We start from the raw sequence: 19,099 nt of genomic DNA, 5'->3' as shown, positions 1-19,099 counted from the left end.
GCAGAGGAGCTGCCGGCGTTGCTGGATCTCCTCTACGGCGCAGCCTTGGACGGAGATCAGTGGCCGCTATTTCTCCAGGGGCTGATGAAGCCCTTTGATGGAGCGAATGGCATTCTGCATTTCTTCGATATCGAAACGCAGACAACGCCGCTGGCGCATCCCTTTGGGCTCGAGGCCGAGTATCTTATCGGCTATCAGGAGCACTTCGCGAGCTGCAATCCCTATCCTATTCAGTCGTTCGCCAAACTACCTTTTCTCCACGTCGTTCCGGCAACGACGGTCCTGAGTAGAGAAGAAGCGCTGCGCACCGAATTCTATAATGACTGGATGAAACCGCAGGGTATTAGTCCGGATCACCTCGGGTGTATGGTCCATAAGGACACCCAGCAAATGGTGATCCTCGCGATCGCCCCCAAAGAAAAACAGCTGGAGCGGAACAACGATCGCTACGTCAAACAGTTTGAAATTCTGGCGCCGCATATAAAACGCGCCGTCACCCTTTCGAAAGTCAGCCGTGTGGATCCGGTCCCGGGTGGTCTGCCCGCACAATTCTCGTGCGCCGCCATGCTAATTTCGCAAACTCGCGCCGTTAAGGCCGCAAATCCGCCCGCGGAAAACCTACTGCGGGAGGGATTATTTTTAACGGTCGATCCGCTGGGAAAATTGCGAGGAAGAGACAGCGATATCCAGTCCGCGCTTGTCGCTGCAATCGACGCCGTGTTTGTTCGTCGCGATCCATTCGGCGGTCCCGTCCACTGCCGGTCGCTCACGACGGGAGATCGAGTGTCGCTGATTGTTTTGAAATTGCCGATGATTGCTGCGCAAATGGCCCTGGTTCTCGTTATTGCGCAGCCAGGTAACGGAGCATCTCGTTTTCCAGAACAATTCACGACTGCCGAAGCGCGATTGGCTGACGCTCTGTTGAACGGTCAATCCCTCGCAGAGTTTAGCGAACATGTCGGTGTATCGATCAACACAGCACGTAAACAGCTCGCAGCATTGTTTGCGAAGACCGGAACGAATAGGCAGGCGGCGCTCGTCGCCTGGCTTCTGCAACGAAATTCATAAAGGCGACAAATTAATTACGCTAAAAGTATAGGGTTCCGAATTTCGATTGAAGTGAGATAATTTTATCGAAGGGCACGAGAAAGAAAGATCGGACGGCTTCCATCCGGAGCGCCCGACCTATGCGAAGCAACGATTGAACATATCTTGAAGCGTGATTGTTAATTCCATAAATGGCGATTCCACCTAATTTTTTCAGTTTTTCTCATTGCTTGATACGTGCCAGCGTCGTGCCTTCTGTACCATTTGAAGGAGATATTATGTCAGATGACCGACTCGACTTTCTCGCCCTCTGCCGCGCCGTGGAAGAAGGTGCGCACACTGACCTTTCTGAGGCCGATCGTGAGCTTTTGATCGTCCTTCATAAGGCGTTGAGCGGATTGAAAGTTGCGGTTGAGCGAGCGCTTTTGAATTCTTCGATGGAAGAACGTATCTCGAATTAATTCGGCGCTGCCGAAGGGCACGGATAGCGGAATGACACGTTGACGAAAGGCGCCGCGCCCCGATCACGCAACGATCAAATTAAAAGCCGAGACGTGTGGCAGGCTCTAGCCGTGTGGCGTGATCGCTTTGATGCGTGCCCAGGCTACTGCTATCAAACCGTCACGTCATTGGCCTACTCAGTTCGGATGAGGCTTGAGAGCGAATCCGATGAGATATTGGAAACAGTTTGTGGCAGGAGCGCTCGTTGCAACTGCGATGGTTGCCCGGCCGACGTCCGGTATTCAAGCAGAACCACCCGGCGCGCGTCTTCAACGAGCGGGATCGGAAGTTTACATCGAGCAGCCTCCGAAGAACGCATTTGAAAAGAGTGATCCGACCCTTCGCAAAGGCGCCAGGGACGGTACGGGAGACGGCGACCTGAAGCCCGCAGAAGGTCCAGAGCAGCCATCTGCCAGACAGCCCGAGGGATGCGATCGCGAAAACACGCCCTCGCAGGCGTGCTACGCCGCGACACAGCAAGCTCGCCCGATCCCGAGATAGCGTAAAACCAGCCTCAACTTTTTGGAGAGGGCCTCACGCCCGGCGCAATGGCAACGGCCTGCTGCTGGCGGTCGAGTTCGCGCATAAAAGCGGCGCCCGCGGCACGATCCCTGAATTCCCAAAGGTGCTTCTTCACGCCTTCAAATATAAGGGCGTAGACAGCAAGCTGAATGCCATCGCGTACCGCCAGCGTAGCGGGCGCGTTCTTGGTGAATCCCAGCTCGGCCTGCAGAAGCTGATCGACGGCCGCATATTGGAACGCCGAGCCGTGGACGAGCACGGAATAAAGCGTTTTGGTCGTCGTGACTGAGGCGAGAACGCGACCCGACTGGACGCTGACGGCGCGCAGCGCAACGGTAATGACATCGCGGCGATACTGCATGTCCCCGCCAATGCCGAGATAAGTCGCGCCTATGCCGCCGTTCGTCTCATCGGTATCGTAGCCGATGACGCCACCTTCCAGGATGATCCCGGCAAAGCGCAGTGGTGACAGGGCTTTGGCCTTATCGCCGTCAAGCGCCGCACGAGTATTCTGTATGATCTGCCGTTCCTGTAGTAGCGGCTGTAAATCGTTGCGCTCGACGACGTTGAACCATCTGCCGCCACCAGCTTTCGTCAGGACGTCGATCAACACCGCACCGCCGCCCTGCGTGAGCGCTCGTGAAAATTCGGCGAAGTTATCGTTCGACTTGTTTTGCCCTGTCAGGTCGGGAAAGTCGTAGACGGAAACGTCGAGCCTTCGCACCGGCGACGGAAGCGCATCGAGTGCGATGCCGGATTTGGTATCGGGAACGAGCCTTGGTGCTTGGTCCAAGCGATCGTCAACGCTGCCCGTAATCGGCGAAATAGTGGTGCAGCCGCAGAGACCCAAGGCAAGCAAGCCTGCCGCTGCGAAACACGCTTTACGATAAGTCACAAATGCCCCCGGCCGATACGCGTTACGGAATGTTGTGGCTGTTCGTCCGGAGAGTCTGCTGCTGCGTGCTGCCTGTCGCCCCGTTACTTCCGCTCCCGCTTTGGCTGCTGCCGCTTCCGCCGACCACAATGACGGAGCCGCCCCCGCCGCCCGCGCCGATGTTGTTCAGCGAGTTTTCCAGGCCGGAGAGGTCGGGGCCAGCGGCGCCCGATTTTGTGCCCAGTCCCTGCGCCTGGGCCTGTGAGAGCAGATAGCTACCGTTGAGCGGATTACCGCCAAAGGTGGGATTGGCGGGATGATAAACCAATTGAGTGGCACCGCTGTCTCCAGCGAGACAAACCAAGCTCAACACCATGCCGACGGTACGCATAACAATCTTCAGCATCATTGAATCCGTTTCTGAGAAAGGTCCTCTATTTTTTGATGAGGAGTGCACCGTTCGGCAGACGCGCGATGAGCACATTGGACGGCGCTGCGCCCTTCGGCTGCAAAACGCCGACCGAAAGGCCTTGTGTGTTGACCAGATAAAGGTTCGAGACGTCGTTGCCCGCCTGCAGTACGCCGACTGCATTGCGCGAACCGCCGAGCACGCCGACATTCGAAAAGTCGTTTTGCCCGGCCTGGAACTGCGCGACCGCGTTATTGGCTCCGGCCTCGAGCGTCTGGGCGAGGTTGAAGCTTTTGCCGGATGTGGCCATTTCGGGCGTCGGGACATACGCCACCGAACCTCGCGTATAAGGAGAAGCAGGCGCGACCTGAATCGGCTGCAATGCCATACGCTCTGCTGTCTCTGTCGCTGCTTGACGGATATAGGCGCCGTCAGCGCGGGCCGACGACTGTGGGCCACAAAGCGCCAGAGACACGGCGACAAGAACGGATGCGGCGCGAAGCATGCCCGAAGGTTTGGTCGTCATGGTGAATGGCACGATACTCTCCCTGCATTCGTTTCGATTGAAAGCCGGGCGCTGTAGTGCCCGATGGCCCCGCCATCCAGGACTGTCGTCGTCAGAACGCTGTCGTGACCCTGATTGAGGGTGAATTCGCCGCTCTGCGCATTGTCGCTGCTGCCGCTCTCGCCGCGTTTGCTGACGATCAGGTGATACTGCCCACTGACCGGATGGTGCGAATGCGCGATGGCAGTGAGCCAAAGCATTCCGTTTTTGCTTTCGCTGCGGATCTCGCATGTCACCGCGTTATCTGCCGCAGATGTCGTCGCGCTCGCATGAACGATGCCACCGATCATGAGCAAGGCCGCAAGACACTTCAGGCCGCCATATTGTGACGGCATTCCGCGTACGGCGGATTCGGAAGTCTGGTCTTTTCGAAAACGGAACATGAAGCCAACAACTAAACTGATAGCATAGGGTTCGTTTGTCGATCCGGCTTGGCTGCCATTTGCGCAGCAAAGAGAAGACGGCGGACGAATGTCCGCTGTCTTGCCGATCCTAAGACTACTTCTGGGAGACGATCGCAGCGTTGTGGGCGCCGTACTGGGTAACGAGCGAAGCGTTCACCACGCCGGCCGAGCCGCTATAGGCCTGCGACGTCAGCGCGTAGTTGCCGTTGCCGACCTGGAACGTTGCCTGCGTGTTCGCGGCGCCCGCAACGGTCGGAGCATCAGCCGTCGTTTGGGCCACAACGGCTTGGTTGCCGGCGCCTGTCTGCGCGATGAACGACGCGTTGGTATTGCCTGCTAGCGGATTCGCCATCATCTGGTTGGTCAAAGCGACGTTCTTCACGCCCGACTGAAAGGTGAAGGCATTGTTGACTCCGATGGTAGAAGTCGGCGCGTTCTGCTGCGAGGTGATCGCCGAGTTCTGGCTGCCGTACTGAAGCGTACTCTGCGTGTTCGCAGCATTGGCCTGAGCGACGATAGCTGAGTTCGCTGAGCCGAACTGGCCCGTGAACGACGCATTCGTCTGGCTGTTGCTTGCGCCGTTGAACACGGTGCCGCTCTGCGCCGTAACCGCTTCATTCTTGGAACCGGCCTGAACCGTGAGCGCCTGGTTGCCAACGCCGCGAAGCGAACCGCCACTTGCATCCTGGCTGGTGATCGCCGAGTTGGCATCGCCGGTCTGGAAGGTCGCGGCCGAGTTCTGCCCGCCTGTGCTGAATACGCCCGTCAGGCTGTCGGTGTGGTCCTGCGTCGTCTGTGAGGTCAGCGACTGGTTGTTCGAGCCGAACTGGCTGGTGAACGAACCGTTGGTGCTTGCGGTGACGACCGAGTTGTCGGTCTGCGCCGTAATGGCGGTGTTGCCTTTGCCGACTTCCAAAGTAGCCTGGTTGTTCTTGCCACCGGTCTGACCGGCAAGTGCGCTATTGCCTTCGCCGACCTGGGTCGTGAGCGAGGCATTGCCGACGGCAATCGCCATCGCCTGGCTGTTCGGAGCGTTCGTGCTCTGGACCGTCGTTGCGACGTTGTTCTTGCCGAACTGAGCGACGCCAGAGGCATTGCTGCCGTTGGCATAACCGTTGGTCTGCGCCGTGATGGCCGAGTTACCCGTGCCGACCTGCTGGGCGGCTTGAGTGTTGTTGCCGTTTTCCTGCGCAACCGTCGATGCGTTCGAAGAGCCGATCTGGTCGATGAAGGATTCGTTGTCGGCGGCATAGGCCGACGAAGCGCTCGCCAGAACGAGCGCCAGTGCTGCCACTTTGTTCATAGATGACGTTCCCCGTAACTACTCAAAATACGGAGCAGGTCCGTCTGCAGCCGATCCCCTCCACGTCGGCGTTAAAACATTCTTAACCCTACGCTTTAATGACGTTCAGTCCCAGGGACCGCGATTGGGATCAATACAAAAATGTAAGAAAAATAAGGCCTTACCCGGCCATTTCATCAATGAACTGTCATGGAGATGAACGCTTGCGACGCGACCGCGAAGGTTTGGGCCCGATGCCGCTGCGGGTGCGAAGCAGAGTCTCCCATCGTCACAAGCGCAATGCAAAGTCTGACGGCTATCACACGTGGGCCGGAAGACACATCGCATTGCGCCAAATCATGCCTATCTTCCGCACGGGAATCACGATCGAAAAAAGGATTGAGCATTGCCAATCGAGACGGAGTTCACGCCGATCGCATCGGCGGTAGGCGGAGCATTGATCGGCTGTGCTGCCGTTCTTCTCATGTTGATGGGTGGCCGCATCGCCGGCATCAGCGGAATGTTGAGCCGCGTGCTCGTACCGGGGCGTGAAAGCAAGCCGCTTCAGGCATTGGCGTTTGTGGTCGGATTGATTTCAGCGCCGATCGTTTGGATGGCAGTATCCGGTAGCGCGATTTCTCAAACCATCACCGATAACCTGCCGCTTGCGGCGATTGCTGGTTTGCTCGTTGGCTTCGGCGCGGTGTACGGCGGCGGATGTACGAGCGGCCACGGCGTCTGCGGCCTGTCAAGGCTTTCGCCTCGCTCCATCGTGGCAACCATCGTTTTCATGACGACGGCGTTCGCTGTCGTTTTCATTGTGCGCCATATGATCGGAGCCGGCCAATGATTGTGCTGGTCAATCTGCTCGCCGGTCTTGTGTTCGGTTTCGGTCTCATCCTGTCTGGCATGGCCAACCCGGCAAAGGTCCTGAACTTCCTCGACATCGCCGGTCATTGGGATCCGAGCTTGGCATTTGTCATGGGTGGCGCCGTGATCGTCACCGCCATTGGCTATCGCCTGATCTTCCGCCGCGCAAAGCCTGTGCTCGATGAGAGCTTTCATCTTCCGACCGCCCGGCAGATCGATGGTAAGCTTGTCCTCGGTGCGGCCGTCTTTGGGATTGGCTGGGGACTGGTTGGCCTTTGTCCTGGCCCGGCGCTCGTATCGATCGCGCTCGCGTCTCCGGCCATCTTTGTTTTCGCGCCGGCGATGTTGATCGGAGTGGCGCTCGCCGCATGGCTGAAACGTGCATGATCTTGCATCGCCTTGCCTCGCCACTTGCTTCAGAGTGACATCTGCCAATCACGTCATGACGTTGCTATTTGAGCGTGGTCCAACGTCACGAAGACGATCTTGTTTGCACGCTGTGTCGTACGCGAGGATATGAAACATCAGCGGTTCCAGGCGAAATCCAGTGACCAATCGTTGGAGATGCGAACGGTTGGAGTTCGACGATGAATGCGTCTGATCCCTCCGAGCACCATGAGGGCGCCCCGCATCCGCCGCCCGGCACCGACAACACCGGTGTGCTGGTTCTCGGACTGCTGGTGATCGCCGCATTCTGCGGCTGGTACCTGATCGTTCGCGACCGCGCGAGCGATACGAAGCCACTGCCCGTCATCCAAAAACCGATCATGCCGCCGTCGACAACCGACACGTCCGCGGAATTTCCGGGCCACAAGCACTACAGTATTCTAAGCCCGCTTCCCGACCAAGCCGACGCAACAAAGCAGCGCTAAGCTTCGCAGCAGAGCCAAGTGTCTAGCAACGCTTGTGCCGAGCTTGGCTGAGCTTAATTGACCGTCGTGCTGCCGGTCTGAAGCGCAGCTTTGTTGGCTTGCGGCGGCGGCGCCGTGAGTGGCTGCACCGGCGATCCTGGACCGATCTTCTGCAGATTGCCTGTAATCACGAGATCCTTCTCTTCCAGTCCAACCACGCTGACGAGATCGCCTTCAGTCGGCCCGAGCGTTACCAGCTTTTGCTCGGCAATATTCTTTGGCCCGACAACATAGACGTATTTGCCAAGCTGGCTTGAACCGATCGCTGTTTGCGGAACCATCAGAGCATTTGGGTTTTCACCGGCGTGCACATGAATACGAACGTATTGACCCGGCAGCAGCCCATAGTCGGCGTTCGCAATCGTCGCCCTGGCGGTCAGGGTGCCCGTCAGATGGTCGACCGCATTGTCGACGAACGTGATCTTACCCTTATGCGGCGGCTTGCTGTCGCCCGGCACGAAGACCTCTGCCGCAATAGCTCCGCTCTTGCGCACCTTCTCAATCGTATCGAGATCCGTTTCCGACGGGTTGAACGTGACGTAAATCGGATCGAGTTGAACGAGCGTGTTGAGCGGCGCACCCGCGACGCTGATCAGCGTCCCGATTGGCGCTTGGTTCTTGCCGAGCCGGCCTGAGAACGGCGCGCGGATTTGCGTGTACTCGAGATTGAGTTCGGCGGTGCGGATGGCTGCATCGTCGATGTTGATTGCAGCCTCGCTCTGGCGCAACGAACTCGACCGCTGGTCAAATGTATCTTTGGCGAGCCAGCCGCTTTTCGTCAGCTCGGTTCCGCGCTGCAGATTCGATTGGGCGTAATCGCGCGCGGCAATATCCCTCTGCTTTTCGGCCTTCGCCCGGTCGAGCGCAGCCTGATAGTCGCGTGGGTCGATCGTATAAAGCAGCGTGCCTTCCTTGACATCAGAACCGTCAGGCACGTGCTGCACTTGAAGGTAACCGGAGACGCGCGCTTGCAGCGTGATGTTATTGATCGACTCGGTCCGCGCCGGATAATCGAGATAGATACTGACCGGACGCTTCACGACCGACGCGACCGGAACCGGCATGACGAACGCACCCTGATGCGGCGGGGCGCCGGTGCTTTCAACCTCGGCAAGGAGCTTTGGGATCTCCGCCCGATAGGCATAGGCCGCTACGCCACCGATGGCGATCAATCCGAGAAGAGCTGCTTTCCAAACGCGCATCGCGAATCCCTTATCTATTCGGCAGCAACGGGGGCTGAAGGACCATGTGGCGTATGGGTCTCGCCGGACGCATCCGCATCGCGGCCCTCGCGCCATTTTTCGATGGTGGCATAGAAGACCGGCACGAACAGCAGTGTCAGCAGTGTTGCCGCCAGCATGCCGCCGAATACGGTCGTACCAATGGACTGCCGGCTCGCGGCCCCCGCGCCAGAGGCAATCATCAGCGGTACGACGCCGAGGATGAAGGCGAAGGCGGTCATCAGGATCGGCCGGAGGCGAAGGCGACCCGCTTCCATCGCCGCCTCGACGATCGACAGACCTTCGAGCCGTCGCCGCTTGGCGAATTCAACGATCAAAATGGCGTTCTTTGCCGATAGCCCGATCAGCATCACGAAGCCGATCTGCGAATAGACGTCGATCTGCATATGGCGCACCCAGATCGCGAGCAAAGCGCCGAACAGAGCGAGTGGCACGGCTAGCAGCACCATGAATGGCATCGACCAGCTCTCATACTGCGCGGCGAGGATCAGGAAAACGAATACGCTCGCGAGCGCAAACACCATAATCGCGATCGAACCGGCTTTGAGCTCCTGGAACGTGATCCCGGTCCATTCGTAGCTAAAGTCTCGCGGCAGCGCCGTTGCCGCCGCCCGCTCCATGGCAGCGATTGCTTGGCCCGTACTGTAGCCTGGCGCCGGTCCACCATTGATGAGTGCCGACGCATAGTTGTTGTAATGTGGAACCGTTTCCGGTCCGACGATCGGCTTCAAGGTTCCGAGCGTGCTGAGGGGCACCATGCCGCCGGTATCATTGCGCACGTAGAGCTTCGACAAGTCAGATGCATTCGCCCGTGAAGACTTGTCCGCTTGCAGTGTGACCCGGAATGTTCGCCCGAACAGATTGAAGTCGTTCACGTAGAGTGAGCCGAGATAGATCTGTAGCGTGTTGAACACGTCCGGCAGGCTGAGCCCCAGAAGCTTCGCCTTCGAACGGTCGAGGTCGTACTTGAATTGCGGCGTTGACGTCGAGAAAGACGAGAACAACTGCTGCGCATCAAGCTCCGGCTGCTTGCGGGCTTCTGCAATCAAAGCCTGTGTCGCATCGTTGAGCGCCTGGCTGCCGCGGCCAGTCAAATCTTCCACCTGGAACTCAAAACCGCCCGTCGTGCCAAGACCTGGGATCGACGGCGGATCAAAGCTCAGCGCAATCGCCTCCGGAATCATCAGCAACTTGGTGCGCACCGCAGCCACGAGATTGGATGCGCTCTGCGACGGTGGCCGCTCGTCCCAGGGCTTCAAGATAGCGAACTCGACCGCTGAGTTCGACTGTGCGGCGTTGGTCAAAAAGTTGAGACCACTAATCGAACCGACGATATCGACGCCCGGCGTTGCCTCCAGAATGTCTCGGACTTTTTTCGCAACCTCGTCGGTGCGTTCGAGCGAAGCTCCATCCGGCAACTGGACGACGACGAAGAAATAGCCCTGGTCTTCGACTGGTAGGAACGTCGAGGGAACGCGCTGGGCGATAAAATACGTTGCGGCCAGGATGCCGGCGAACAGCATCAGCATCACCCAGCGAATACGTATAAGGAAGTGCACGAGACGGGCGTAGCCGTGCGACATGCGGTCGAAACCGGCGTTGAACCACCGGAACAGAATGAACGTCGACGCAGGCTTATGCCGCAGAAAAGCTGCCGCCAGCGCCGGACTGAGCGTCAGCGAGTTGAACGCCGACAAACCGACCGAGATCGCAACCGTCAATGCGAACTGGTTATAGAGCCGGCCCGAGACGCCCGGAATGAACGCCACCGGAATGAAGACGGCCATCAGCACGCCGGTTGTCGCGATGATGGGGCCTGTCACCTCAGACATCGCCTTCAGAGCGGCGTCCATCGGCTTCAAACCGTTCTCAAGCTGGCGCTCGACGTTCTCGACCACGACGATGGCGTCGTCGACGACGAGGCCGATTGCGAGCACCATGCCGAGCAGACTCAGCATGTTCAGCGAAAAGCCGAGCGCCTCCATGATGACGAGAGTCGCGATCAACGATACCGGGATCGCGATTGTCGGAATGATCGTCGTGCGCCAGCTTTGCAGGAAGACGTAGACGACGAGCACGACGAGGAACAGTGCCTCGAGCAGCGTGAATACCACGTCATGCATGGCGGCCGAGACGAAGCGCGTCGTATCGTAGTGCATCGCGTAGGAGATGCCCTTCGGAAACCGTTTCGACAGCTCCTTCATTTTGGCGAGCACGCGCTCTTGCAATTCGAGCGCGTTAGACCCCGGCATCTGAAATACGGCCAGCACCACGGAGGGGTCTTTGCCGAAAAATGCCGTCGAGGAATATTGCAGCGCGCCTAGCTCAATCCGCGCCACATCTCGAAGCCGAACGATTGCGCCGGTCGTCGGATTGGCGCGCAATACGATATTGCCGAACTCTTCCGGATTGCTGAGGCGCCCGGTGGCGTTGATCTGCATCTCGAATGGCGTGCCGGGCGGCGCAGGCGATTGTCCGATCTTACCGGCGGCGACCTGGATGTTCTGTTCAGCGACCGCATTCTGAACATCGACCGCGGTAATGTTGAGCTGCGAGAGCTTGTCGGGGTCGAGCCACACGCGCATCGAATAGCGGCGCTCGCCGAAGATCTGCACGTCGCCGACGCCCGGCAACCGCTTCAGCGGGTCGACGATCTGGAGATAGGCATAGTTGCTGAGCGTGACGGGGTCGACCGAGTGGTCGGGCGACGTCAGATTGACGATCAGCACGAAGTTCGGATTTTGCTTGCGGATGGTGATGCCGGCCTGATTGACGATCGGCGGCAACTGCGATGCGGCTTCCGAAACGCGGTTCTGCACGTCAACCGCAGCGATGCTGAGTGGATAGCCGACGTCAAAGGTAATCGTGATCGTCGATGAGCCGTCGTTCGAACTCGACGACGACATGTAGGTCATGCCTTCGACGCCATTGATCTGCTGTTCGAGGGGCGTCGTAACGGTATCGGCGACGACTTGCGCGCTGGCGCCCGGATAGATCGCGCTCACGACCACCTGGGGCGGCGTAACATCCGGAAGCTGCGAGACCGGCAGCAGGAAATAGCAAATCGCGCCCGCCAGAACCATGATGACGGCGATCGCCGAAGCAAAGATCGGTCGGTGTATAAAGAAGTTGACCATGCGTCGTCCGTGCTGAAGCGCGGGAGCAATCAATCGCTATTGGTCCGGCTCTTCTCCCCCAAAGCCCGAGACGCTTTTAAAAACCGAAGTGACCATTATCTCAAGCGCGCATTCGCCCGATTGTGGGGCAAGTTTCCCAAGCGAACTATGAGTTTATCGAAATTACGGAGGATGGCTCCGGATTTCTCAACAATCTCCGTGGCTTCGAATCGGCGTCCGGAAAAGAGCCGGATCGCCGCCGCGAGCGAGCGTGGCGATATGTCATAGCAATAAGGCGGGGCCTCGAACCCGTGACCACTTTCACTCGCTTTGTGAATTATCCGCGCGGTGACGATCCGAGACGGCAGGTTTGGGGAGCTGCTCGCCGATACCGATAGAAAGCTCCGGACGCAGAATTTGGCATACCGACCGTATCCTCGCGGCGGGGCAATCGCGTCAATGAAGGTCGGGCGCTTCGTTGTGCGTTCGCGCAATCTCTTTTTCGAGATCGGCGAGATCCAGGAACTGATCCGCCTGACGGCGCAGCTCGTCGGCAATCATGGGAGGCTGCGTCTGCAATGTGGAGACAACGCTCACCCGTTTGCCCATCTGTTGGAGAGCTGCGACGAGACTCCGGAAATCTCCGTCGCCGGAAAAAATGACGATATGATCGAGATTCTCCGCAAGCCGCATGGCATCGACGGCCAACTCGATATCCATATTGCCTTTGACTTTGCGCCGGCCCGAGCCGTCCACAAACTCTTTCGACGGCTTCGTGACCATCGAAAACCCGTTGTAATCAAGCCAATCGACCAGTGGGCGGATAGAGGAATATTCCTGGTCGTCGGCCAGCGCCGTGTAATACAGCGCCCTCACCAAGAGAACCTTGCCGCGGAAAAGCCGGAGCAATCTTTTGTAATCAATATCGAAGCCCAGCGATTTTGCTGTCGCGTAGAGATTGGCGCCATCAATAAATAAAGCTACCCGCTCAGTCGGATAGAAATTCATTCGCGCCTTCCAGATAAAAATGCGGTCAGGATCGAGCGCCAGATATTTGAGTAGCAGACCAGAATGTCAATCCATCTGATCTCTCTACCGACGCTATTATAGCCTAATTCACGCGACCTGTGTCTGATACTCTCGAACAGAGCGCCGTTGCATATGATCAGTACGCGTCATTATTAATCGCAGATGAACGAACGAAATTTCCGATGCTAAACAAAGGGGCCATCTGCGATTGGAAGTAGACTCCGCATTGGCCGGAGCGCCTGATCGCTTATTTCGGCTCAGAAGCCCGCGCGTGCACTGCAATCAAGGTGCTGACCGCGCCGCGCCTTGAATGCAGGCGCCGCGCCTCAAGAGACTGCGCCGCGTCCCTCTCATGTTCAAACATCAGGATGACTGAGCGGAATCGGCGTGCTACCCACCGCCCGCAACCCGGCATTAAGTCGACTTCCCGTCGCATTTTGGCACCACGTCAGGCGTCCGTGGGGGCTTGGCCGGGAAAATCAATTCAGGGAATAAGCGATGTCCACATCAGAGCGCGGAACGCAGACGCTGGCGTCGCGCCAGGACGAACCGTCCGAGCCGCTATCGATCTCTTTCTTCGAATTCGTCTGTCTCTGCGCGTGCCTCATGGCCATGACGGCGCTCGCCATCGACATCATGCTACCGGCCCTTCCCGAGATCGCCTCATCATTCGGCGTCGCAAGCGAAAATGACCGGCAACTGATCGTAGTTCTTTATATGGCTGGCTTCGCCGTAGGGCAGATTTTCTTCGGTCCGCTTTCGGATCATTATGGCCGCAAGCCGATGTTGCTTCTTGGACTTGCCGTTTTCATCCTCGGCACGATCGCGGCTCTGTGGGCCGAGTCATTCGAGATGCTGTTGGCGGCACGCCTCATTCAGGGCGTCGGCGCAGCTTCGCCCCGCATCATTGCTATCGCTGTGATTCGCGATCTCTACGCCGGCCGGCAGATGGCTCGCGTGATGTCGTTCGCGATGATGGTGTTCATCACCATTCCAGTCCTCGCACCGTCGGTCGGGCAGGCGCTCGTCCATGTCGGCAATTGGCATTGGATCTTCATCGTGCTTTTCGTGATGGCGGTCGGTGCTGCAATCTGGTCAGGCTTGCGGCTGCCCGAAACGGCGCGTCCCGCGCGGGGCGTCGAACGGCCATTGACGTTGGTCCAAGCGCTACTGACCGCGCTTTTGAACCCTCTGACGGCTGGCTACGGCGCGGCTGGCGGCTTCATGTTCGGGTGTCTGCTTGCCTATGTGGCGAGCGCTCAGCAGGTATTCGTTGATGTATTCGGCATCGGCGATGAGTTCCCCATCGTCTTCGGCGCTATCGCGTCCGCGATTGCCGTTGCGTCGTTCGTCAACGCACGGTTGGTCGGGCGCCTCGGCATGCGCCGCGTCTCGCATACAGCGCTGGTCGGATTCATCGCCGTGTCCTTGTTGCTCGTTGCCGCATCGGCGTTCGGCACGGCAGGTTTCGCGACGTTCGCTCTCGCCGTCGGATTGAGCTTTTTTCTCTTTGGCCTGATCGCGCCGAACTTCAACGCGATCGCCATGGAGCCTCAAGGGCATAATGCCGGAATGGCCTCGTCCGTTATTGGGGCGCTCGGTACGGCAATCGGTGCGCTGGCTGGCGGTCTGGTTGCAAGATCCTTCGACGGTTCGATCTTCCCGATCTCCGCCGGATTCGCCATCTGCAGTCTCATCGCGGGTGTGCTCGTTCTGAGCGTCGAAGGGTTCTCCGGCATGTTCGGTCGCAACCGGACGGCGTGAGGGCGTAAGCCTAAAATTTCTGTAACGCACGCCAGAATGTGTCTGCGGGCTTGGCCTCGTATGCCGTCCTGTACTACATGCTGGCGCGAATGAGGTTTATGCTGTTGGCCAAATTCGCGAGCTGCGAGGCAAGACGAGCATGAGAATTCTGCTGCTTGAAGACGATCAGAATACCGCAGCGTACATTTTGAAAGGCCTCGAGGAAGAAGGTCACACCGTCGATCATCTGGGGGATGGTCGCGACGCCGTCGCTCAGGCCGTCTCGGAAAATTACGACGTCATCATCCTGGATCGCATGCTTCCGAGCCTTGATGGCTTGGCGATCATCAAGACCATCCGCAGCGCCGGCCGCGGCGTGCCGGTTCTGTTTTTGACGGCCCTCGGCGGCGTCGATGATCGCGTCGAAGGCCTGGACGCCGGCGCCGACGATTATCTGGTGAAGCCCTTCGCCTTCTCCGAGCTTCTCGCGCGCGTCAACGCGCTGGCCCGTCGCCCGCATACGAAGGGCGAAGAAACGCGGCTCAAGGTCGGCGATCTTGAAATCGATCTCGTCAGCCGAAAGGTGACGCGCGGTGGCGACCTCATCGATTTGCAGCCACGCGAATTTCGCCTCCTTGAGGTTCTGATGCGCAATCGCGGGCGTGTCGTGACGCGCACCATGCTGCTTGAACGCGTCTGGAGCTTCCACTTCGATCCGAAAACGAGCGTCGTCGAAACGCATATTTCGCGCCTCAGAGCGAAGATCGATAAGCCCTACGGCAAAGAATTGATCCATACCATCCGCGGGAGCGGCTACACGGTCCATGACGGTTCGTGATCTTCTGAAGCGTACGCCGTTTCGCTTGGCGGCAACATTTTCGCTGTTTTTCATCACGACGATCCTGGCGCTTTTCACCGTCGTCTATCTCGTTGCAAGCGCGCGCCTCGTCGCCGACATTCGCGATCGCGTCGAGACCACACTCGATTCTCTCGCAGCTCTTGATGGCGAGCGGACATTCGACGATCTCGTCGGTCTCGTCGCGAGCGAAAGTGAATCGGTGCGCGATCCCGATTTCATCATGGAGCTTGTCGACAAGAAGGGGAATTTTCTGGCCGGCAACGTCCGCGGCGTCAAAGATTCGAACCAATGGATGACGCTCAAGCGCTCCGACCTTTTTCTGACTTTAGATCGCGGCGAACCGGACGACGAGTTCCTGGCGATCTGGCGGCCGCTGGTCAAAGGTAAATTGCTGGTCGGAAGCGACAACAGTGAAGTCAAGCAGATGAAATCGTTTCTGCAGAAGCTGCTGGGTTACGGTCTGCTTGCAGCTTTCCTGGCAATTGCGCTGTGTGCGACTTATTTCGCGCGCGAAACGCAGCATCGCATCGACGCTTTCGCGCGTCCGCTGGCGCGCGTATCGAAGGGCGAGGTCACGGCCCGCGTTCCGACATCCGGCCAGCAGGATGATATCGATCAGGTCGCGATGCAGGTAAACGGAATGCTCGGAAATCTGCAGCGGCTGATTGAAAATGTGAATCAATCGTCGTCCGACATTGCCCACGATTTGAAAAAGCCGCTCGGGCGATTGCGCCAGCGCCTTGAGGACGCCAGTCGCGGCGCGGGCGATAAAGCGGAATTCCAGGGCGCAATCGACAGCGCGCTCGACGATATCGACTCGATTTCCGAAACGTTCGACGCGCTTTTACGCATCACACAGATCGAGGCTGGCGCTCGCAAATCCCGTTTCGTCACGCTCGATCTGGCGCAGGTGCTGGCCGACGTCCGCGATGTCTACGACATCGTGGCCGAAGATGCCGGAGATCGGCTCGCATATACGTCGGCGTGCTCTGGTCCGGCGCATGTTCGTGGTGATCGCGAGCTTCTCGTGCAGCTCTTTGCCAATCTCATCGAGAATTCCATCCGTCATTGCCCGCCGGGCACAGAGATCGCGATCCATCTGACGTCGGAACCTGGCGCGTTTGTCGTGAACGTCTCCGACACGGGTCCTGGCATTCCGGAGCACGAGCGCGAAAATGTCTTCCGCCGTCTCTATCGCCTTGAGCGGGCGCGATCGACGGATGGCAGCGGGTTAGGGCTCAGCCTCGTCGCCGCGATCGTGGAACTGCACGGCGCAAAAATCGATCTGTTGGACAATGCGCCAGGGCTTCGGGCCGAAGTGCGATTTCCTGTAGCGTCCTGAGTGCTGAGAGCGAACGCTAAAATAAAATCGGACGGCGCATCTCCCCATGCGCCGTCCGACATCCCCCCGGTTCATCCAGTTGTCGATCGTCGTCAGCTGGTGAGTTCAGTCTTCAGCGCATCAAAAAGCTTCACCTGCTCTGCGACCAGTTCGCGCTTCTCGTCGCGACGAACGAAGATCTTGAACATCGCCTCTCCCGCCGCATTGAAGAATTGGATCGAGCGGGATTCATCACGAAAGCGATCGACGTGCAGTTCTCAAGCTTGATATGGCCGCCGATCGGGCTGTCGCCGTGTATATTGAAGTACCCCCGCCCGACGGAGCCGGGTGGAATGGGTCCTTCGCATTCGAGCACGATATCCGGCGTGTGCACGATGAAGACCATCGGACCCCACGATGTGAGGGCACCAAGGATTTTCTCGAATGCACTTCCGGGAACGATGGCGCGATGCTCAGCAGGCAGCGCTTCCACCACATTGAATGTGCTCACGCCATACTCGCGCGCAATCTGTTCGAGGATGCCGTCCGCATTCTTGGCGAGCCGCTCCCGTAGCGGCTGGCGCGCCGGGGCATCCGATGTCAGAGCTTCGCTCATAATGCCTATTCAGCCGCCGCGAGAACGGATTTCGTGCCGTCGGAGGTAACTTCCTGGATGACCTCGAAGCCTTCGAATTCGGGGTGTCCGAGATAAAGCTTCTTGGCCGTTCCGGCGCCCGAGTGCGATTTCCGGAACGATTCCGATTTCGTCCAGGCATCGAAGTCGGCGAACGACCGCCACATCGTGTGCGAGGAATAAAGGACATGATCATCTTTGGTCGGACCACGAAGCAGATGGAACGTGATGAAGCCCGGTTCCTTGTGCAGGTTTACCTCGCGTGACAACCAAACTTCCTCGAAATCCTTCTCTGCTCCGTGTTCGACTTTGAAGCGGTTCATTGCGATGTACATGTGATCACCTTCATTGACATGTGAACAGCGGGCCGGGAGCTGGGGTTTGTTGGCGAACCGGCCCGCTGCTTATGATCTCAGAGCGGCGAGACGGGAAGTCAAAAGCTCTAAGACGCATATTAGATCGAAATTCGTGTGATGCGAGAGGCAAGCGCCCAGCACGGGTGAACGCTAAAATTATATACACAAAGAGTCAACATTATCCGCATGCGATTTAAGCGTCGAACGCGATGTGACTCGGTAGCATTTGCCCGATATTGAGAAGATTACCGTCATCGTCGATGAAGTGAAATTCGCGCATGCCCCACGGCTTGTCTTCGACGGTCGAAAGGCGTTTCGCGCGCCCGTTTTTGAAGGCGGCATGCCAATCGTCTACGTCACTCACGCGAATGTATGCCGAAACACAGTGTGGCTCGGGAATGTGTGTCACGCTGGACATATGAAGCTCAACGGTGCGCCGACGCAGAATGAGATAATTATGTGCAGCGTTCACAACGCTGAAGCCCTTGCTGGCGTACGTCTCCGAAGCCCGCGCGATGTCTGTCGAAATGAGAACAGGAATTGCCAACGGTACGGCTACGCCAACGTGGTGAAGTTCGTCCGGCAATGTCATCATTGTGTTGCGGCTCCGGTTCCCAGTCTGCGGGCGATCGCTGCTGGCAGAACCAACCGCCTACCGTCTCGCGATGCCTCGATCTGCAGTCGACACCCGAACGTGTGACTGAGAAGCTCTTCATTCAAGATGTCGTCCGGTGTACCGCACCCAACAATTCGGCCGTCGGCCATCAGCACGACGTCATCTGCGAACGCTGCGGCAAGATTGAGATCGTGAATGACAAGCAAAACGGCACGTCCGCTTTGCGCTTGTTTTTTAATAAGGCTCAGAACGTCGCCTTGATGCTTGAGATCGAGGCTCGCTGTCGGTTCATCGAGAAGAAGTGCGGCAGTTTCGCCCGGTTCGCGCGGTGCCGTGCCCAACTGGCACAAGGCGCGCGCGATATGCACGCGCTGCTTCTCTCCACCGGAAAGCTCATGCAGCATACGGGCTTCGAAAGCAGCAAGACCAACGGCGCGAAGAGCTTGGCGCGCGGTCGTCGCAGCTTCCGTGTCGCGAACGCCAAAGCCGGGCACCGTTGCACCCAGCATCACGACTTCAAGAACGGTGAAGGGAAACGACAGGCTGGTCGATTGCGCTACGACCGAACGCCGCGTTGCAAGACGTGCGACGGAAATATGACGGATGTCATCGCCATCAAGTAGAACAGCACCGACCGTCGGGCGCAGTTCGCCCGCCATGACGCGCAACAGCGTCGATTTTCCTGCGCCATTCGGACCGATAATCGCCGTCAGGCGGCCGGGCGCGATGGCTAGAGAAGCATCGGCAAGAAGCGCCTTAGGGCCACGTTTGACCGTGATGTTGCGGGCTTCGAGCATGA

Annotated in this window: 20 protein-coding genes and 1 pseudogene; 9 read left to right on the top strand and 12 right to left on the bottom strand. The window is 58.3% G+C overall.

Annotated features, from left to right (window positions below; genetic code table 11):
- The first annotated feature begins 390 nt into the window (after positions 1–390).
- The 3 genes from HYPMC_RS24390 to HYPMC_RS20690 all read left to right on the top strand — a co-directional run bounded on the left by HYPMC_RS24390 (position 391) and on the right by HYPMC_RS20690 (position 2,049).
- Positions 391–1,068 carry a hypothetical protein gene (locus HYPMC_RS24390; RefSeq protein ID WP_157135481.1) on the top strand — a complete coding sequence of 226 codons (678 nt, stop codon included), beginning with the start codon at positions 391–393 and terminating at the stop codon, positions 1,066–1,068.
- Positions 1,069–1,325: 257 nt separating this feature from the next.
- Positions 1,326–1,508, top strand: coding sequence for a hypothetical protein (locus HYPMC_RS24385; protein ID WP_013950074.1), 183 nt, complete (start codon positions 1,326–1,328; stop codon positions 1,506–1,508).
- A 208-nt stretch (positions 1,509–1,716) separates the two neighbouring features.
- On the top strand, positions 1,717–2,049 hold the full coding sequence (locus tag HYPMC_RS20690; RefSeq protein WP_013950073.1) for a hypothetical protein: 333 nt from the start codon (positions 1,717–1,719) through the stop codon (positions 2,047–2,049).
- Positions 2,050–2,062: 13 nt separating this feature from the next.
- Here the strand turns inward: HYPMC_RS20690 and HYPMC_RS20685 are convergent, their stop codons facing one another.
- The 5 genes from HYPMC_RS20685 to HYPMC_RS20665 all read right to left on the bottom strand — a co-directional run bounded on the left by HYPMC_RS20685 (position 2,063) and on the right by HYPMC_RS20665 (position 5,625).
- The gene (locus HYPMC_RS20685) at positions 2,063–2,965 is read right to left on the bottom strand and encodes a CsgG/HfaB family protein (RefSeq protein WP_013950072.1); all 903 of its coding nucleotides are present in this window, start codon (positions 2,963–2,965) and stop codon (positions 2,063–2,065) included.
- 22 nt (positions 2,966–2,987) lie between these two features.
- On the bottom strand, positions 2,988–3,353 hold the full coding sequence (locus HYPMC_RS20680; protein WP_024274940.1) for a curli assembly protein CsgF: 366 nt from the start codon (positions 3,351–3,353) through the stop codon (positions 2,988–2,990).
- Positions 3,354–3,378: 25 nt separating this feature from the next.
- Positions 3,379–3,891, bottom strand: a complete 513-nt coding sequence (locus HYPMC_RS20675) for a hypothetical protein (RefSeq protein WP_013950070.1) — start codon at positions 3,889–3,891, stop codon at positions 3,379–3,381.
- Positions 3,876–4,253, bottom strand: a complete 378-nt coding sequence (gene csgH, locus HYPMC_RS20670; RefSeq protein WP_013950069.1) for a curli-like amyloid fiber formation chaperone CsgH — start codon at positions 4,251–4,253, stop codon at positions 3,876–3,878. Before csgH ends, HYPMC_RS20675 begins: the two co-directional genes overlap by 16 nt.
- Positions 4,254–4,416: 163 nt before the next feature.
- Positions 4,417–5,625, bottom strand: a complete 1,209-nt coding sequence (locus tag HYPMC_RS20665) for a hypothetical protein (protein ID WP_013950068.1) — start codon at positions 5,623–5,625, stop codon at positions 4,417–4,419.
- A gap of 385 nt (positions 5,626–6,010) precedes the next feature.
- Here HYPMC_RS20665 and HYPMC_RS20660 point away from each other — a divergent pair, with 385 nt between their 5' ends.
- The 3 genes from HYPMC_RS20660 (at position 6,011) to HYPMC_RS20650 (ending at position 7,346) form a co-directional block, all read left to right on the top strand.
- The gene (locus HYPMC_RS20660) at positions 6,011–6,454 is read left to right on the top strand and encodes a YeeE/YedE family protein (RefSeq protein WP_013950065.1); all 444 of its coding nucleotides are present in this window, start codon (positions 6,011–6,013) and stop codon (positions 6,452–6,454) included.
- A complete protein-coding gene (locus HYPMC_RS20655) occupies positions 6,451–6,861 on the top strand; it encodes a YeeE/YedE family protein (RefSeq protein ID WP_013950064.1) in 411 nt (136 codons plus the stop codon). The genes HYPMC_RS20660 and HYPMC_RS20655 overlap by 4 nt, the downstream gene beginning before the upstream one ends.
- 200 nt (positions 6,862–7,061) lie before the next feature.
- Entirely contained in the window at positions 7,062–7,346 is a 285-nt protein-coding gene (locus HYPMC_RS20650) for a hypothetical protein (RefSeq protein ID WP_013950063.1), read from the top strand.
- Positions 7,347–7,399: 53 nt separating this feature from the next.
- On the opposite strand, the gene HYPMC_RS20645 is transcribed toward HYPMC_RS20650, so the two are convergent.
- The 3 genes from HYPMC_RS20645 to HYPMC_RS20635 form a co-directional block, all read right to left on the bottom strand.
- Positions 7,400–8,587 (bottom strand): efflux RND transporter periplasmic adaptor subunit, encoded by a 1,188-nt coding sequence (locus HYPMC_RS20645; protein WP_013950062.1) that lies wholly within the window; start codon positions 8,585–8,587, stop codon positions 7,400–7,402.
- Between the two features lie 14 nt (positions 8,588–8,601).
- On the bottom strand, positions 8,602–11,763 hold the full coding sequence (locus tag HYPMC_RS20640; protein WP_013950061.1) for an efflux RND transporter permease subunit: 3,162 nt from the start codon (positions 11,761–11,763) through the stop codon (positions 8,602–8,604).
- 435 nt (positions 11,764–12,198) lie between these two features.
- Positions 12,199–12,750 (bottom strand): NYN domain-containing protein, encoded by a 552-nt coding sequence (locus HYPMC_RS20635; protein ID WP_013950059.1) that lies wholly within the window; start codon positions 12,748–12,750, stop codon positions 12,199–12,201.
- A gap of 519 nt (positions 12,751–13,269) precedes the next feature.
- Between HYPMC_RS20635 and HYPMC_RS20630 the strand changes: the two genes are divergently transcribed.
- From HYPMC_RS20630 to HYPMC_RS20620, 3 genes are all read left to right on the top strand, one after another.
- Positions 13,270–14,535: a multidrug effflux MFS transporter gene (locus tag HYPMC_RS20630; protein WP_013950058.1), complete on the top strand. Its 1,266-nt coding sequence runs from the start codon at positions 13,270–13,272 to the stop codon at positions 14,533–14,535.
- A gap of 139 nt (positions 14,536–14,674) precedes the next feature.
- The gene (locus HYPMC_RS20625) at positions 14,675–15,352 is read left to right on the top strand and encodes a response regulator transcription factor (protein ID WP_013950057.1); all 678 of its coding nucleotides are present in this window, start codon (positions 14,675–14,677) and stop codon (positions 15,350–15,352) included.
- Positions 15,339–16,715, top strand: a complete 1,377-nt coding sequence (locus HYPMC_RS20620; RefSeq protein WP_013950056.1) for a HAMP domain-containing sensor histidine kinase — start codon at positions 15,339–15,341, stop codon at positions 16,713–16,715. Before HYPMC_RS20625 ends, HYPMC_RS20620 begins: the two co-directional genes overlap by 14 nt.
- Positions 16,716–16,807: 92 nt before the next feature.
- On the opposite strand, the pseudogene hutX reads toward HYPMC_RS20620, so the two are convergent.
- From hutX to HYPMC_RS20600, 4 genes and pseudogenes are all read right to left on the bottom strand, one after another.
- Positions 16,808–17,310 (bottom strand): annotated as a pseudogene (hutX, locus tag HYPMC_RS20615) (heme utilization cystosolic carrier protein HutX).
- Positions 17,311–17,315: 5 nt separating this feature from the next.
- Positions 17,316–17,663: an antibiotic biosynthesis monooxygenase gene (locus tag HYPMC_RS20610; RefSeq protein ID WP_013950054.1), complete on the bottom strand. Its 348-nt coding sequence runs from the start codon at positions 17,661–17,663 to the stop codon at positions 17,316–17,318.
- A 214-nt stretch (positions 17,664–17,877) separates the two neighbouring features.
- Positions 17,878–18,102: a VOC family protein gene (locus HYPMC_RS25105; protein WP_371199601.1), complete on the bottom strand. Its 225-nt coding sequence runs from the start codon at positions 18,100–18,102 to the stop codon at positions 17,878–17,880.
- A gap of 173 nt (positions 18,103–18,275) precedes the next feature.
- Positions 18,276–19,097, bottom strand: coding sequence for a heme ABC transporter ATP-binding protein (locus tag HYPMC_RS20600; protein ID WP_013950052.1), 822 nt, complete (start codon positions 19,095–19,097; stop codon positions 18,276–18,278).
- Positions 19,098–19,099 lie beyond the last annotated feature (2 nt).

The organism is Hyphomicrobium sp. MC1 (genome assembly GCF_000253295.1).
In the GTDB taxonomy this organism is placed as follows: Bacteria; Pseudomonadota; Alphaproteobacteria; order Rhizobiales; family Hyphomicrobiaceae; genus Hyphomicrobium_B.
This window is presented reverse-complemented; position numbering and strand designations above follow the sequence as displayed.

Excerpts from the sequence above, each read along its gene's own strand:
- HYPMC_RS24390 (WP_157135481.1), top strand. The coding sequence starts at position 391 with ATGGTGATCCTCGCGATCGCCCCCAAAGAAAAACAGCTGGAGCGGAAC.
- HYPMC_RS24385 (WP_013950074.1), top strand. The coding sequence starts at position 1,326 with ATGTCAGATGACCGACTCGACTTTCTCGCCCTCTGCCGCGCCGTGGAA.
- HYPMC_RS20690 (WP_013950073.1), top strand. The coding sequence starts at position 1,717 with ATGAGATATTGGAAACAGTTTGTGGCAGGAGCGCTCGTTGCAACTGCG.
- HYPMC_RS20680 (WP_024274940.1), bottom strand. The coding sequence starts at position 3,353 with ATGATGCTGAAGATTGTTATGCGTACCGTCGGCATGGTGTTGAGCTTG.
- csgH (WP_013950069.1), bottom strand. The coding sequence starts at position 4,253 with ATGCCGTCACAATATGGCGGCCTGAAGTGTCTTGCGGCCTTGCTCATG.
- HYPMC_RS20665 (WP_013950068.1), bottom strand. The coding sequence starts at position 5,625 with ATGAACAAAGTGGCAGCACTGGCGCTCGTTCTGGCGAGCGCTTCGTCG.
- HYPMC_RS20655 (WP_013950064.1), top strand. The coding sequence starts at position 6,451 with ATGATTGTGCTGGTCAATCTGCTCGCCGGTCTTGTGTTCGGTTTCGGT.
- HYPMC_RS20650 (WP_013950063.1), top strand. The coding sequence starts at position 7,062 with ATGAATGCGTCTGATCCCTCCGAGCACCATGAGGGCGCCCCGCATCCG.
- HYPMC_RS20645 (WP_013950062.1), bottom strand. The coding sequence starts at position 8,587 with ATGCGCGTTTGGAAAGCAGCTCTTCTCGGATTGATCGCCATCGGTGGC.
- HYPMC_RS20640 (WP_013950061.1), bottom strand. The coding sequence starts at position 11,763 with ATGGTCAACTTCTTTATACACCGACCGATCTTTGCTTCGGCGATCGCC.
- HYPMC_RS20635 (WP_013950059.1), bottom strand. The coding sequence starts at position 12,750 with ATGAATTTCTATCCGACTGAGCGGGTAGCTTTATTTATTGATGGCGCC.
- HYPMC_RS20630 (WP_013950058.1), top strand. The coding sequence starts at position 13,270 with ATGTCCACATCAGAGCGCGGAACGCAGACGCTGGCGTCGCGCCAGGAC.
- HYPMC_RS20625 (WP_013950057.1), top strand. The coding sequence starts at position 14,675 with ATGAGAATTCTGCTGCTTGAAGACGATCAGAATACCGCAGCGTACATT.
- HYPMC_RS20620 (WP_013950056.1), top strand. The coding sequence starts at position 15,339 with ATGACGGTTCGTGATCTTCTGAAGCGTACGCCGTTTCGCTTGGCGGCA.
- HYPMC_RS20610 (WP_013950054.1), bottom strand. The coding sequence starts at position 17,663 with ATGTACATCGCAATGAACCGCTTCAAAGTCGAACACGGAGCAGAGAAG.
- HYPMC_RS25105 (WP_371199601.1), bottom strand. The coding sequence starts at position 18,102 with ATGTCCAGCGTGACACACATTCCCGAGCCACACTGTGTTTCGGCATAC.
- HYPMC_RS20600 (WP_013950052.1), bottom strand. The coding sequence starts at position 19,097 with ATGCTCGAAGCCCGCAACATCACGGTCAAACGTGGCCCTAAGGCGCTT.